This is a genomic window from Pantoea sp. EEL5 (assembly GCF_049892805.1).
Classification (GTDB): domain Bacteria; phylum Pseudomonadota; class Gammaproteobacteria; order Enterobacterales; family Enterobacteriaceae; genus Pantoea; species Pantoea ananatis.
Genome location: NZ_JBNDNJ010000001.1, coordinates 862,305 through 875,780, shown reverse-complemented (window position 1 = coordinate 875,780; position 13,476 = coordinate 862,305). Strand labels below are relative to the sequence as shown.

Below are 13,476 nucleotides of genomic sequence, written 5' to 3'. Positions count from 1 at the left end.
TTAATTGAATCGCTCTGCGGGTGATTCAGGGTATGGCGGATTTCCCGGCCTCTCGTCGAGCGGCCGGGCGACGCCATAAACGCTTTACTGGCGGTAACCCGGTAAACAAGTGCCTGAGGGAAAATGTTGTCTGACCACGCTGTTCGTATTTTCATTTAAGCCGCATTGCCAGGGAGATTGAGGAGCACAGAAATAAATCCGAATGTCTGTCGCTACAGTAAATTAGGTGTGACTGATCCTTTCACCTCCCCGAATCCATGTTGATATCTTATAACGCTCAGCAGCTCATTCCAGGGCTTATGTGATGAGTGAAGGCATCACCCTTGGAATCTTGCTGTCCCAGACTTTAGCCAGCATAAGCAAGCCGGAATGGCGTTCTGCAGAGTGACGATAACCCCTTTGATACCCTTAAATAAGGGGTCTGACGGTGGAATATCCTTCGCCTGGTAAAGTCGTCTGGTGCGATAATGTCGATTAACCAGCCGTCGCTGCAACGGGCGGCAGGGAACCAGAACGCGCTTAAGCGTTGAAGCTGAACACATGTGGTTTATTCTGGAAAGTCTGCCTCAGATGCCACCTGAGCAGCTTCATGACGCGGGAACGATGCTGACCGAAGGCCTGAAGAAATGGGGCCCGGCTGCAGTGTCACGTCACCCTCATCGGCGAATAACGCCTTCAACTCTGCTCTGGAGAAACTGAATGTTTACCGGTTTGTCTGCTTTCCCGTTAACACCTGTCACGGCGCGTGGTGTCGATGAAGAGGGATTGACTAAGATTCTGGCTCGCCTGACGGCAGCCGGTGTCGATTCGTTGGGTATTCTGGGTTCAACCGGCAGCTATGCCTATTTGAGCAGGGAACAGCGTAAACGCGTCGCAACGCTCGCCCGTCAGATTGCCGGGCAAATCCCCATGATGGTTTGCGTGGGTGCAATGAGCACCGATGCCGTCCTGCAACTGGCTGAAGATGCGCAGTCTGCAGGCGCTGATGCGTTGCTGCTTCCGGCGATGAGCTACCAGCCACTGCGTAATGAAGAGGTTTATGCGTTTTATGAGACGGTTACCCGACATGTTTCAGTCCCGGTTTGTGTTTATGACAACCCACGGACCACGCATTTCACGTTCACAGATGAACTGCACGGGCAGCTGTCGTCACTGAAGGGCATTCGCTCAGTTAAAATTCCAGGCGTACCGGATAATCCCGTTGGTGCGGCTGAACGGGTCAATGCATTACGACAACATCTTCGTCCTGGCATGACCATTGGCATCAGCGGTGACGCCAGCGCCGGGCTGGGATTAAATGCCGGTTGTGAAGTCTGGTATTCCGTTTGCGGTGGTCTGTTTCCGGAAACCGCCAAACAAATTACGCAGGCCGCCGCAGTTAACGACCATGAACGCGTGACTGCCTTCACTACCCGTCTGGAACCTTTATGGGCGCTGTTTCGTAAACATGGGGGAAGCATCCGTGTAATCGCCGCTGCAGCAGGCATACTCGGGCTTACCGATCCAGACTGTCTGCCTCGTCCCCTGCTGCCGTTGTCGAAAGAAGATATTGCCGATGTCGCAGGTGTGATTGCAGATCTGGATCTTAAATAACGCGCCAACAGGATCGGTTATCCGCCGATCCTCAACATATCTGGCTGGAGCATAATCTTAATAATGCGCCTTATCATCATGAGCGCCGTGGGCCGGGCATGTTTCAAGCACTCGTGCAGAGCGTGAGATCGCGTTGTCCGCTGCCCGGTTTAAAGCGAGCGTTGCCTGATGGACATGTCCGGTTTGTGCCAGGCGCGGGGAGTGAAAGTCGAAAAAGGCCCCTCTTTCGCTAAGCCTTATTTCTGTAGTCTGGCTGCGGCTTTTAACGTCGCCTGTCGCCTCTTTTCAATAAATGGCGCTGTTTGTTCCCGCGCCTTTTTTAACTGCTCTTCAGATGCAGTTCGGGGCGAGCCACAGGTAAACGGCGGTGCGGGATCATATTCCATATGCAGTTGAATATTTTCAGCAATACTGCTCCCGTGCATTTCTGATACAACGGTGAGCGCAAAATCTATACCTGAAGTGACACCTGCGCCGGTTATACGGTTACGGTCACGGACGACGCGCTCATTAACCGGCTCCGCACCTAACAGAGCGAGTTGGTCCAGAGAAGCCCAGTGCGTCGTTGCTTTATATCCATCCAGAAGTCCTGCTGCGCCCAGAATCAGCGAACCAGTGCATACAGAAGTCACCAGCTTTGCTTCTTCACTTTGGAAACGGATAAATGAAAGAACGTCTTCATCATCCATTAGGTTTATCTGACCAGGCCCTCCGGGGATACAAATTACATCCAGTTGTGGGCATGTGTTAAAAGTGGTCGTTGGCTGTATAGCCATACCACGATCGGAAACAACAAGGTCCAGGTTTTTCCAGATGAGATGAACCTTTGTATTGGGTGCCCTGACGAAAACTTCATATGGCGCGGTAAGATCAAGCTGAGTAAGCGCTGGGAACAGGAGCAACCCGATTGATTTGCTTGCAGAATCACGCATAGAAAATCCTTTAACCTAAAAAGATATAATGGCTTTTCCTTCACCAAAGGCAATCGTTGCGTAAAAAACAGACGCTCGCCGAATGGATGTCATGTTTAACCCAGCTTTATTATCGTAGCGTTAAGCAATTTATGACCCGCCCAAACGTCAGGATGATTTATGGGTAAAACATCCGATTCTCGCTCATCGCAGACATCACCTACGCATAGTCGCTTTGTGCCAGGAGCAGACATTGATATTTCAGCATTGCTGTGATTATTGGGGTGCAGGCCAGGTAGCCCCCCATACCTTCGAGCTGCTGGCCACGCTGAAGCAGCGCGGCGAAAAGGCCGCCCAAAAACGTTATAAATCAACATATGCAACCTCAGAGCATGCCAATTAGTCTCTGAATTAATGGTATCCATCTAAGCAAGTCAACGTAAAAATCATAGATATATGAATGGCCAACGTCCGCTTTTCGCCCATGTTCTACTGATTGATGCGTACAGTTTGCACCTGGATGTTCCCTCTGAAACGCAACTTTGGTGTTAATAAAGGCTATTTGTGATTAACACCTTATTTACACGATTAACATTCTCTTTTTACTGGCTTGCCCTCAGGAAATGACTTTATAGTCGATTCATTCTGTAAAACACAGTTTTACCCTGTAAACCCTGAGTTGCATTCAGCCTGGCTTCTGAGCCCTGTGAGCAACGTCAGAACAGACGCGGTTAAAAAGCATAAGGGGAAGCGATGGAGACAGTTAATGCACCGCATTTGCCTGTCAGAGAAAACTGGCTGGCACTGCATCACGAAAAAGCGTTGATGCCCGATCTGGCGATAGTCGATGCTCATCATCACTTATGGGATCGCCAGTCAGGACGTTATCTGGTTCCTGATTTCAGCCACGATATTGAGCAGTCCGGACACCGGGTTCTGTCGACGGTTTATGTGCAGTGCCGTTCCATGCTGCGCCGTAACGGACCAGAAACCTTCAGGCCAGTCGGTGAGGTTGAGTTCGCGAGCGGCGCTGCCGCTATGTTTGACAGTGGCCACTATGGCAAGGCATCAGGCTGTGAAGCGATAGTGGGTGGTGTCAGTTTGCTGGCAGAGGATGACCTGCAACCCGTCATTGAACTCATGATGGCGCGCTCTGGTGGACGTTTACGAGGGCTGCGTAATCCGCTTGCCTGGCACAGTGATCCTCGCGTTGTATCAAGCCCTGTCACCCCCCCTGCTGGCCTTGCCACCACTACCGCATTTCGCAAAGGCGCAGCCTGCCTTGTCCGGAACGGACTTTCGCTGGATGTCTGGGTTTACCACACCCAGCTTGATGACATTATTGCGCTGGCAGATGCGTTGCCCGATCTTCACATCATTGTGGACCACTGCGGCGGGCCGCTCGGCACGGGGCCTTATGCCAGCAAAAGGGATACCGCCTTTCAGGCGTGGCAAAAATCCATTACCGCTCTGGCTGAACGGCCAAACGTGAGCATGAAGATCAGCGGCTTTGGTATGACTGTCATGGGCTTTCCCTTCGCACAAAGCGCCACACCGCCAGACTCGCGGGCGCTGTGTCTCGCCTGGCGGCCACTGTTTGAAACGTTGGTCGAAACGTTCGGCGTCAGGCGCTGTATGTTTGCAAGCAATTTTCCGGTCGACAAAGGCATGTTCAGCTATGGCGTTTTCTGGAACGCCTGCAAACGGTTGGCGGAGCACGCGTCCGTCGAGGAAAAAGCACATCTTTTCTGGCGCACCGCAGCGTTAAGCTATCGCTTATCTTCCCTGGAGAATGCTGATGAATATCAAATCAAGACCGCATGAGGCTCATCCACTGGAACAGAATGAAGCCAACCTGACACTCTCTCAAACATCGGCAGAAAAACGAACGCTCGCGCTGGGTGGGCTCGGGTGGGCTTTTGAAAGCTATGACTCATTTTTGCTATCGCTTTTATTGCCTGTGCTTGGCGTGGTGTTTGCTGTCAGCAAAACTGAACTGGGTCTGTTTATCAGCACCACGGCTGGCGGACAGATCATTGGCGGCATTCTGTTCGGGATGGTCGCCGACAAAATCGGACGGGTCAGAACCGCTTTCATTTGTATTACGATCTATTCGCTTTTCTCAGGACTCCTGGCCTTTTCTCATCATCAACAAACCTTTGTTTTGTTGCGATTTTGCGGGGCACTGGGAATGGGTGGGATGTGGACCTCTGGCGCAGCACTCATCGCCGAAACATGGCGTCCTGAACGCCGTGCCCGAGGTGGTGCACTGATGCAAATGGGACTGCCGGTGGGGGCCATTTTAGCGATTGGGCTGACGGCACTGGTCACGGCGATGGCAGGCAAACTGGAAAACGGCGGCTGGCGATACCTTTTCATGATTGGCGCCTTGCCGGTTTTTATCATGATGGTCATTGCGTATATCACGCCTGAATCGCCAGTGTGGCTGGCACGCCAGCGGGAACGGATTCACAGACCGACCCAAACGGCGCGGTCGGGCAAAACAAACCTCAAAGGACTGTTACTGGCCTTTACCTTTATCTTTTTCATTCAGTATCTGTTCTGGGGGGTTTTCACCTGGACGCCCACCTATCTTCGTGAAGTGAAGCATCTTGATTTCCTGCACAGCCTGAAATTTGTACTGGCCTTACAAGCAGGTGCGATTGCCGGCTTCCTTGTGTTTTCACTCCTGGCAGATAAATGGGGACGCAGACCCATGTTTTTGATCTACCTGTTTATCGGCGCTGTGGCAGTCGGCCTGTATCTGGCGACAACTCAGCCATTGATTCTGATGGCCGCCATCTTTATGGCGGGGTTTGGTGTAAACGGCATCTTTGCCGGCTCTGGGCCGTTCCTTGCCGAAATGATTGGCGACACACAGTCACGCGGCTTTTTAATGGGTCTGGCTTATAACGGCGGTCGCTTAGGTGGGTTTATTGCGCCGCTACTCATTGGCTATGTTGCCAGCATAGGAGGATTTACCGCAGGGCTGGCGACTACCGTTGTGGCCTTTATCGCCGCGATAGTTGTAGTGTGGATGGCACCCGAAACGAAAGGCATTAAGCTGCAATAGCCCTTTTCCTTTAGCCTGATAAGGCACGGCTGTTTTGGTCGTGCTTTATTCAGTGGCGCGGAGAGACATCCGATGGTCAGTACAATGCTAACCCTCTTTCCGGGTCCACCGCTTCCGATCAATTCATCACCCTAATGACGTGCGACTCTTGCTGCCACAGGCCGGCTGTCGGAAGAGCGTTAATCTGGCTTTTGCTTTTTACTTTTCTTGCTGAAAATGATGCCCGCTTTGTGCCAGAAGCGGACATCGCCTGAACCTAACTTTTAGGTGCCAGGAAAAGACCTGACTATCACCTGAACGGTTATAAGATTGACCTGTAAAAAATGCAGTCACGCAGGAGAATCTTCGCCTGAGTAACTTTCCGTTAACTCTTAAATAATTAGTTAATATGCACGTAATCAGGATGGCTTGAGAACTACTACGGCATAGCGGCAAAGGTCACCGGTATCATTTTTGAAGATACAGTCAGCAGGATCGCCCAGCTCAAGACAATCACCCGGTGACATCTCAAATGTTGTGCTGCCCTCAATAAATGTCAGCTTACCCTCAATGACCCAGATGAGCTGACGTCGTGAAAGATACGAGATAGCTGGCATAGGCACGGCAGTATTTGCAGGAAGCTCAATGCTGACCAGGTCTACAGGTATCTGACCCGGTGAAGCATGGCGACGAATGTAGCCTGTTTCAGGGTCCTGCCATACGGCCTGATCTTCATATCTGACAAGCATACCGGTGCGAGCTTCCGTTTCAGCAAGCAGCTGGGACATAGACATATCGAAAGCGCCAGAAAGTCTCGCAAGCAGGGTTGCTGTCGGGCTGCTTTCACCACGCTCGATTTTATGAATCATCGCCCGTGATACACCTGAATTTTCGGCAAAATCGGTCAGGGACCAGCCCCGTCTTTCTCTTTCAAACTTCACCTTCAGGCCAATACGAACGTTTAAGTCATCTTCTTTACTGGACAAATCATCTAGCATAATAGATAAATAAGATAGTGTACGGTTAGTCTACTTTAGTAAATGAAAGGCGGGGTGTCTACTATGCAAATTCGTACTGCAACAGAACGCGATGCTGAAACCATTGCTGAGATTTATAATGACGCAGTGCTCAATACCACGGCTATCTGGAATGACAACAAGGTCGATTTTCTTAATCGAATAAAGTGGATGAGAGACCGCTGTGAGGCAGGATTTCCCGTCATTGTCTTTGTTGACGTGGACGATTCCGTACTGGGATATGCCTCATATGGTGACTGGCGTCCGTGGGACGGTTATCGCCACACCGTTGAGCATTCCGTATATGTGCACAAAAGAGCCCGGGGACGTGGAGCAGGTAAAGCTCTGATGGAGGAACTGATCAGGCGGGCTGCCGTTCAGGGTAAACATGTCATGGTAGCTGGCATTGAATCTGAAAACGTCGCATCCATATCGCTTCACAAAAAGCTCGGCTTCACAGAGGTTGGCAAAATGTCAGAGGTGGGTACAAAGTTTGGCCGCTGGCTGGATCTAACGTTTTTTCAGCTACGCCTGGATACACGGGAACACCCTTTATAGTGAATATTCTCAGAACGCCAGAGTAGTAGTAATCAGAGACACAAGGACGTGCCGGCGATGGCTGACCTGCTCCCCGTTATTTGACACAGCATGACCAATGCCCGCTCTGTGCCAAATGCGGACGTTGATAACGTTGAGATATGTTAATTTATGGGAAGTTGGTTAACCAACAAACAAAAGGAGAAGAAGATGCAAATCAAGTTTGAGGTGTTGTTACTCGCGGTGCTTGTGCCATTGACATCGACTGCAGCAAAAGGGAATTTGGTTTTTTCGGTCGGGAATGAGAAAACTTCTTTTGACTCTGGATGTGTAAAGTCAATTGATTATGTAGAGAAGGATGAGACAGGTGCAGAGAATTTAATCTTTAGATTTTCCGATGAATGTGGCAAAAGGTTGTCGGACATGACCCGGCAGAATATCGGAAAGCATATGACCATCGCCTACGATGATAATAAAGTTACTTCCGCTATGATTGCCTCGCGCCTGAGCACCGGTTTCAGAATATCCACAAAAAACATACCAAGAACACTGTTGATGCAAATACTTAATGATTATGAAAGTGTTCGTGATTAACCAGAAAAAAGCGGCAAGTAATCATAAATTATTTGGCAATGTAAAAGTCATTCATAAATACAATGTCCGCTCCTCGCTCATAGCGGACCTCAAGCTCAGTCAGCCTGTCCGCTCTGTGACAAAGGCCGACATTGATAATATTGAGATATGTTAATTTATGGGGAGCAGGTCACTGGCTACCATTCAATCCGATTTATTTCCTGCTGGCTCATTTCGCGCCAGTCCAACTCCTCAATACCATAATCAATAAGAGCAAACTTAAGGGCCTCTTCAAGTGAAAACATCATATGGTCGCCCTCAACCTGCAAGCTGTCGTAATCGATAAAGCGGATCTCAAGATAAACCGTTTCATCATCTCCCATGACCTTTAATCCAAACAGCACGATAGCCGTTACGTTTGGACGATAATCACAAGGTTGTCGAACTTTTGCGAATAGACACTTGGGTTCTTTTTTCATCTTTACACTCTTTGAATTCGCGTTCATTCAAGTTAGTAATTAGCGTATAAATTTACTAATAGCTTTATGAGTATAAACTTACACTATGTCCGCTTTTCGCTCATAGCGGACCTCGCGACGCTTTAGGCGGTCCCCTCCGTGCCTGGAGGGTAACTTACTTACATCGTATTATGTTAGTTTGCTGGGAGCTGGTCGCCTTATATGTTATGAACCTGGAGATAACCTTGAGCGCATCTACTGGTCAGGCGAAGTGATTCCCCATTCTACGCATCGTGGCAAGGGGATAGGCTCTGCATTAATAAAACGCATCGTTGAATTAGCTACTGAAAGAAATATTCCTGAACTCTGGCTCTATACGCCTGACAAGCAGGCGCTTTACCGGAATTTAGGCTGGAAAGAACGTGAACAACGTCTCGTAGCGGGTGAATCTGTTACGGTGATGGTTCTCAGCCTGCCCTGCCCGGACGCGGCCTTAAAGCGACAGGAAATATCGCGGGACGGTTAACGTTTTATCTGACCATACATTAAACGTTAACGGCCTGTATCCCCTGCTCTTCCGGCATCCATCCAGTCTACTGTGGGCGCTTTGTGAGCGTTTCTCCACGAGTCTGTGAGCGTTGCGCCGCAAGCGAAGGTGCGCATATGCGGGTGATTTTAATGTCTGATGCACTGCTTTAAGAGGGTCATTCCTCTTTGAGAAGCCGCCTACAGCTGCTGGAGAGACCTGATGATCGCCTCATTCATCTCGCATACCGCCTGTTCGCGTCGGCGATAGTAGGTCCATTTGCCTACCTTACTGGCCTCAAGCAGACCGGCATCATGCAGCGCTTTAAGACACAGTGAGGTAGCGGGCTGTGAAAGGCCCGCTTTGTCCTGAATAAGACTGGCACAGACACCGTACTGATCGAAGGGATAGAGCTGAGAATAATCAGCAAAGGCTTCGTCAGGGCTTTTAAGCCATTTGAGCACCGCAACCCGTGTCGGGTTGGCCAGTAATTTAATGGCATTTTCGGGTGTCATGCCGTCTTCAAACCTCAAGCAGAATAAAAAGGATAGTCAGTATAGCCTTTCTGGCTTCCACCATACAGTGAGGCGCTATCGACGTCGTTCAGCGGATAGCCCATTTTGAAACGCGCCGGTAAATCGGGGTTAGCGATAAACGTGCGCCCGAAGCCAAACAGATCTCCCCATCCCTTTTCCAGCATGCGCTCGGCTTTTTCTTTGGTGTAACGGCCCGAATACATAATGGGCGAACGGAAGGCTTCGCGAAGCGCTTTGCGAAAATCTTCAGGCATATCCGGGCTGTTGTCCCAGTCAGCTTCGGCGATGGAGAGATATCCCGTTTCGAATGCGTTCAGCATCTGGGCCGCACGGAGGTAGGTAGCCTGCGGATCGCTCTCCACCAGCCCCAGATAAACGCGCTCTTCCTCTGTGCTTGAGAACAGAGGCGCGAAACGCACGCCGACACGATGACTGCCAAACACCGAACTCACGGCCTCGGTAACTTCACGCAGGAAGCGCAGGCGGTTATCAAGCGAACCGCCATATTCATCGGTGCGGAAGTTAGTATGTTCAGAAATAAACTGATTGATCAGATAACCATTGGCGGCATGCAGTTCGATACCGTCAAAGCCCGCTTTTTTAGCATTCTCCGCCGCCGTACGGTACATCGCCACAATCGCTTTCACTTCCGATGTGGTTAACTCGCGCGGCATGCTGGGTTCCGTCAGAATACCGGCACCAGGCCCGGTTTCGATAAACACCCGTACGCCGCTGGCGGCAACGGCTGAAGGTGCAACAGGTGGCTGCTTTCCGGGCTGCAGTTCATTGTGCGATACGCGACCAACGTGCCAAAGTTGGCAAAAGAGGATCCCACCTTCTGCATGAACGGCGTCGGTTACTTTTCGCCAACCCGCGATTTGTGCTTCGCTGTGAATGCCAGGTGTCCAGGCATATCCCTGTCCGCGTGGCTCAATTTGCGTCCCTTCGGTTACCATAAATCCCGCACTGGCACGCTGGCGATAGTAGTCCACCATCATTGTGCCGGGTACGTTGCCCGGCTGCTCACTGCGGCAACGGGTTAGCGGTGGGAGCGCAATACGGTTACGCAAGCTGAGATCACCCAGCGTCAGGGGCGCGAAGAGAGACGACATAACAATTATCCTGTGAGAAGAAAGAAAGACAACATTATATTTACACATTTAAATTTGTAAATGTGTAATTTGTGCGGTCATACCGCCCTGCTCCCTGTTAATGCGTCAGTGAAGACGCCAACAAAACCGCTATCCGCATCAGGAAAACGGTGGATGTCTCCTCCTCGCGCACAGCGAACACGATCCCGCGCGCATTCTTAAGCTGATGTCGTGCGGCGCAGGCGTTGCGCCTGGTGCGAAGTGATCGCCGATGCGTTGGTATCTACGACATCCACAGAAATTGCGCCCCCTGATGCTGATTATCCCGCACTCACGCAGCGTTGCAGGGCGCGGTTGATCTCTGCCGGGCGACTTAATCCAGCAGCCTGTATTTTTCGGTAAAATTCCTATCTGGGGCAGAAGGTCAGCAAGCCTGGATTGCGCGTCTCAAACACGACAGAGCATTGGGGCCGTTTGTCATCCCCCGTACATCGGCAGTGGCTGAAGATGTGTACCGGCACGGCATCCGTTATCTTCAGGGGCGGTAACAGCCATTTGCAGAGGCTGCCCTGAACAGGCAGCCGCTCGATTTCGCGCAAACGGCTCGGGGCGAATACGACCTCAGGTACGCTACAGGTCCAACGCGAGCCAGCATCCGCGCGCATAGCGCGCCAAACCTGCCGCCTCAAAGCGCCACAGATGGAGCCAGCCGTTATCCAGCAGTTGCCGGATGACCTCATGCTTTCCGATTACCGCTTCAATGGCCGTTTGCGGTGCGTCGATAACCACTGTCAGGCGCAGCGGCTCGTGCATCCAGTGCTCGCCGTCGTGGAGCGACTGGCGTGACAAGCCGATGCGCAGATCGCCGCCGTTGCCCTCAAAGACGCCGAGGCGTCCACCCACCACGTTATGCAGCACCTTGTTGCCGCTGCCCAGTCGCTGCGGATCGCAAGTGGATGCGTGATACTGCCAGTTGATCCAGTGTGTAACCAGCATCGGAGCGGTCATTAAGCCCTCCAGCAGGCTACCGTCAACATCCTGACTGGCGTCGTAATCATGCAGAAAACTGCGCCCGCTCAGTACTACGCCGCGGCTACGGTGACGCGACGCGATCAGAAAGGCAGCGTTGCCCGCGAGTCCCCATTCAGGTCGGGTTTGCGCGCCGTCGTTAGCGCGACGGCGTAACTGACCCAGTAACACATCCTCACGTGCTTGCGGGTCCAGTTGCAGACCGGGCGCTCGCTCACGGCGTACCTGATCGCAGGCTTGATGAAAAATCGGTTGTATCCTCTCACAGCGTGCACGCGCCGCCTGGGGCAGCAGGTCGAGATCGAACCACTCGATTTCATCGGTGGTCGTGTTGTGCAGCGCAGCCACGAACGCCGTTGAATCAGGAACGTCCACGCCTTGTAACTTCAGCCCCTGGCGAACCGCCGGTTCATTGAGCAACTGGGCCAGGCTGCGCGCATTCACTTCGCCGGTCTGGCCACAGCAGGCACCACAGTCCAGTGCCGCTGCGTGAGCATTGTTAGCTGACTGGCTGCCATGACCGACAAGGAGCACTGTCGGAGCCAGACGTTGCGCCAGGCCCATGGCATGAAGAACTCCCGCCGCCAGCTTAACTTTAGCCTCTGTATTCAGCCCAACCAACTGTGGACGGCAGATCGCGCGGTAACGCGCAGCCAGGCCAGCCAGATCGTCCCTGGCACGTGCTTTTTTGCCCGGCAGTAACCCCTTCACCAGCTTGACGGAGTAGCCCAGTCCGACCGCTTCCACAAAGGAGAAGGCGGCACCGGGCCAGTGGCTAACGGCATTCCACTGATCGGCCATGGCAAATCGGGCCTGACGCGATCTGCTGGCTGCGTTTTGCAGCGCTGTATCGGCCCGGGATGGCGTCGAATTCGCGCTCACAATTCGGTCGTTGACGTCGATGGAAGGCGCAAGTAAGCCGGGTAACTGGGGGCGCCGGGCTTGGGTAGCAAGAGGCGTGTACGCAACCGGAAGGCCGAAGAACCCCGCACAGCCGAGCGTCTGAACGCCAGGACTCGCGGCCTCCAGGGCGCGGCGCAACGGTTCACTGCGAACATCGATGCAGAAAGCGGCCTGGACTTCGATCGCCTCAGCGTTCACATTCTGCCCCTTAGCCGTGGCCAGCCGATGCGCCAACTCACGCTGATAGCCAATCTCCAGCGCCAGCTGCCACACTTCGTCAACCCGCAGCGCGTATTCGGTCTCCTCCAGCACGTGAGGAGCCTGAGCCCAGGCCTGCTGAAGGGAAGCAAATGCTTGCCGGGTGGCGGCATCATCTTTGCATTCTAAAAGGATGATGCCCCAGGCCAGACGAATAGCCAGTAACTCACGCAGGTGCGCATCCTTACCGCCCGCCAACCCCGCCTGCCAGCCGAGATACGCGCACCAGGAGGCCCAGCCATTAACGGTAAGCAGCACCGACTCCAGATAATCTGCCCACACGGTTTCAGGCAGGCCAAGCCGCTCAATGACCCAGCCTCCAGCGTCCATGGCGTTATCTGGTAACGTCTTGATAGCCTGCCTGATGTTCGGTAAGCCCATTAACAGACCAATGCCATGGTCGTGCTTCAGCGTGTCGAGCCAGAAGGCATATAAGCCCTGATGACGCTCAGGCTGCCAGCTCGCCTGATGTTCGTCGAAGTAAGCCGCACAGGTTTGGCTAACCTGATGCGTGATGGCTTGCCGCCAGGATAACCTTTTGTGGTGATGGGGATCGTTGTCAAGCACATCGATCAGCAGCGGTAACTGTACTTGCAGGCTACCTGCTTGCAGCGCCTGCGTGCACTGTTCAACCGTCAGGCCGGCCGCTTGCGCCTCGGGTAGCTGGTGCAGCGCCTGGGTGAGATCGGCAACGCTAATACGCCCCTCACGCCAGGCCTGCATCTGCCGATCGCGCGGTGGGAAAACCTGAATACCGCCGAGCGCAGCCATGCGCGCGGCCACCCTGCGCACCGGCATGCCAATACGCGCCCAATGAGGATTGACAGCGATGGCGCGATCCAGTGGCCATGCCGGTGCAATCGCCTGGCAGGCGCGGTGGCAAGCTTGCTCAATGGCGGACTGCCGTGAATCTGTATTGCGTGCGGATTGCGTCAGGCTCGCCGACACGGATTTCTCTTTGTTGGTCAGTGTATCCATCAGGAAACGCTCCGG

General features: G+C 52.8%; 12 protein-coding genes. 6 read left to right on the top strand and 6 right to left on the bottom strand.

The genetic code is table 11. The annotated features are described in order from the left end of the window. Positions 1 to 699: 699 nt before the first annotated feature. Positions 700 to 1,593: a dihydrodipicolinate synthase family protein gene (locus ACPXSQ_RS04230; RefSeq protein ID WP_019105372.1), complete on the top strand. Its 894-nt coding sequence runs from the start codon at positions 700 to 702 to the stop codon at positions 1,591 to 1,593. A 236-nt stretch (positions 1,594 to 1,829) separates the two neighbouring features. On the opposite strand, the gene ACPXSQ_RS04225 is transcribed toward ACPXSQ_RS04230, so the two are convergent. After that, on the bottom strand, positions 1,830 to 2,525 hold the full coding sequence (locus tag ACPXSQ_RS04225) for a DJ-1/PfpI family protein (RefSeq protein WP_013025465.1): 696 nt from the start codon (positions 2,523 to 2,525) through the stop codon (positions 1,830 to 1,832). Between the two features lie 732 nt (positions 2,526 to 3,257). Between ACPXSQ_RS04225 and ACPXSQ_RS04220 the strand changes: the two genes are divergently transcribed. Together ACPXSQ_RS04220 and ACPXSQ_RS04215 are read left to right on the top strand one after the other, a co-directional pair. Then, positions 3,258 to 4,328: an amidohydrolase family protein gene (locus ACPXSQ_RS04220; protein ID WP_013025464.1), complete on the top strand. Its 1,071-nt coding sequence runs from the start codon at positions 3,258 to 3,260 to the stop codon at positions 4,326 to 4,328. Continuing rightward, positions 4,303 to 5,577, top strand: a complete 1,275-nt coding sequence (locus ACPXSQ_RS04215; protein WP_426142893.1) for an MFS transporter — start codon at positions 4,303 to 4,305, stop codon at positions 5,575 to 5,577. The genes ACPXSQ_RS04220 and ACPXSQ_RS04215 overlap by 26 nt, the downstream gene beginning before the upstream one ends. 398 nt (positions 5,578 to 5,975) lie before the next feature. Here ACPXSQ_RS04215 and ACPXSQ_RS04210 read toward each other — a convergent pair whose 3' ends face one another. After that, on the bottom strand, positions 5,976 to 6,554 hold the full coding sequence (locus ACPXSQ_RS04210; RefSeq protein WP_031283916.1) for an XRE family transcriptional regulator: 579 nt from the start codon (positions 6,552 to 6,554) through the stop codon (positions 5,976 to 5,978). 63 nt (positions 6,555 to 6,617) lie between these two features. On the opposite strand from ACPXSQ_RS04210, the gene ACPXSQ_RS04205 reads away from it, so the two are divergent. After that, positions 6,618 to 7,130, top strand: a complete 513-nt coding sequence (locus tag ACPXSQ_RS04205) for a GNAT family N-acetyltransferase (RefSeq protein WP_116219671.1) — start codon at positions 6,618 to 6,620, stop codon at positions 7,128 to 7,130. A 189-nt stretch (positions 7,131 to 7,319) separates the two neighbouring features. Beyond that, positions 7,320 to 7,703 carry a SecDF P1 head subdomain-containing protein gene (locus ACPXSQ_RS04200; RefSeq protein WP_426142889.1) on the top strand — a complete coding sequence of 128 codons (384 nt, stop codon included), beginning with the start codon at positions 7,320 to 7,322 and terminating at the stop codon, positions 7,701 to 7,703. A 176-nt stretch (positions 7,704 to 7,879) separates the two neighbouring features. Here the strand turns inward: ACPXSQ_RS04200 and ACPXSQ_RS04195 are convergent, their stop codons facing one another. Next, a complete protein-coding gene (locus ACPXSQ_RS04195; RefSeq protein WP_234033896.1) occupies positions 7,880 to 8,161 on the bottom strand; it encodes a hypothetical protein in 282 nt (93 codons plus the stop codon). 178 nt (positions 8,162 to 8,339) lie between these two features. Here ACPXSQ_RS04195 and ACPXSQ_RS04190 point away from each other — a divergent pair, with 178 nt between their 5' ends. Continuing rightward, positions 8,340 to 8,666, top strand: a complete 327-nt coding sequence (locus ACPXSQ_RS04190) for a GNAT family N-acetyltransferase (RefSeq protein ID WP_426142885.1) — start codon at positions 8,340 to 8,342, stop codon at positions 8,664 to 8,666. A 200-nt stretch (positions 8,667 to 8,866) separates the two neighbouring features. Here ACPXSQ_RS04190 and ACPXSQ_RS04185 read toward each other — a convergent pair whose 3' ends face one another. The 3 genes from ACPXSQ_RS04185 to ACPXSQ_RS04175 form a co-directional block, all read right to left on the bottom strand. Continuing rightward, the gene (locus ACPXSQ_RS04185; RefSeq protein WP_014606072.1) at positions 8,867 to 9,181 is read right to left on the bottom strand and encodes an ArsR/SmtB family transcription factor; all 315 of its coding nucleotides are present in this window, start codon (positions 9,179 to 9,181) and stop codon (positions 8,867 to 8,869) included. 14 nt (positions 9,182 to 9,195) lie between these two features. Further along, positions 9,196 to 10,314 (bottom strand): alkene reductase, encoded by a 1,119-nt coding sequence (locus ACPXSQ_RS04180; RefSeq protein WP_088900462.1) that lies wholly within the window; start codon positions 10,312 to 10,314, stop codon positions 9,196 to 9,198. A 609-nt stretch (positions 10,315 to 10,923) separates the two neighbouring features. Continuing rightward, complete coding sequence (locus tag ACPXSQ_RS04175; RefSeq protein ID WP_426142881.1) at positions 10,924 to 13,461, bottom strand: YbcC family protein; 2,538 nt, start codon at positions 13,459 to 13,461, stop codon at positions 10,924 to 10,926. Between the last annotated feature and the right edge of the window lie 15 nt (positions 13,462 to 13,476).

What these genes read in the sequence shown, in the direction of transcription:
- ACPXSQ_RS04230 (WP_019105372.1), top strand. Translation starts at nt 700, where the DNA reads ATGTTTACCGGTTTGTCTGCTTTCCCGTTAACACCTGTCACGGCGCGT.
- ACPXSQ_RS04225 (WP_013025465.1), bottom strand. Translation starts at nt 2,525, where the DNA reads ATGCGTGATTCTGCAAGCAAATCAATCGGGTTGCTCCTGTTCCCAGCG.
- ACPXSQ_RS04220 (WP_013025464.1), top strand. Translation starts at nt 3,258, where the DNA reads ATGGAGACAGTTAATGCACCGCATTTGCCTGTCAGAGAAAACTGGCTG.
- ACPXSQ_RS04215 (WP_426142893.1), top strand. Translation starts at nt 4,303, where the DNA reads ATGAATATCAAATCAAGACCGCATGAGGCTCATCCACTGGAACAGAAT.
- ACPXSQ_RS04210 (WP_031283916.1), bottom strand. Translation starts at nt 6,554, where the DNA reads ATGCTAGATGATTTGTCCAGTAAAGAAGATGACTTAAACGTTCGTATT.
- ACPXSQ_RS04205 (WP_116219671.1), top strand. Translation starts at nt 6,618, where the DNA reads ATGCAAATTCGTACTGCAACAGAACGCGATGCTGAAACCATTGCTGAG.
- ACPXSQ_RS04200 (WP_426142889.1), top strand. Translation starts at nt 7,320, where the DNA reads ATGCAAATCAAGTTTGAGGTGTTGTTACTCGCGGTGCTTGTGCCATTG.
- ACPXSQ_RS04195 (WP_234033896.1), bottom strand. Translation starts at nt 8,161, where the DNA reads ATGAAAAAAGAACCCAAGTGTCTATTCGCAAAAGTTCGACAACCTTGT.
- ACPXSQ_RS04185 (WP_014606072.1), bottom strand. Translation starts at nt 9,181, where the DNA reads ATGACACCCGAAAATGCCATTAAATTACTGGCCAACCCGACACGGGTT.
- ACPXSQ_RS04180 (WP_088900462.1), bottom strand. Translation starts at nt 10,314, where the DNA reads ATGTCGTCTCTCTTCGCGCCCCTGACGCTGGGTGATCTCAGCTTGCGT.
- ACPXSQ_RS04175 (WP_426142881.1), bottom strand. Translation starts at nt 13,461, where the DNA reads ATGGATACACTGACCAACAAAGAGAAATCCGTGTCGGCGAGCCTGACG.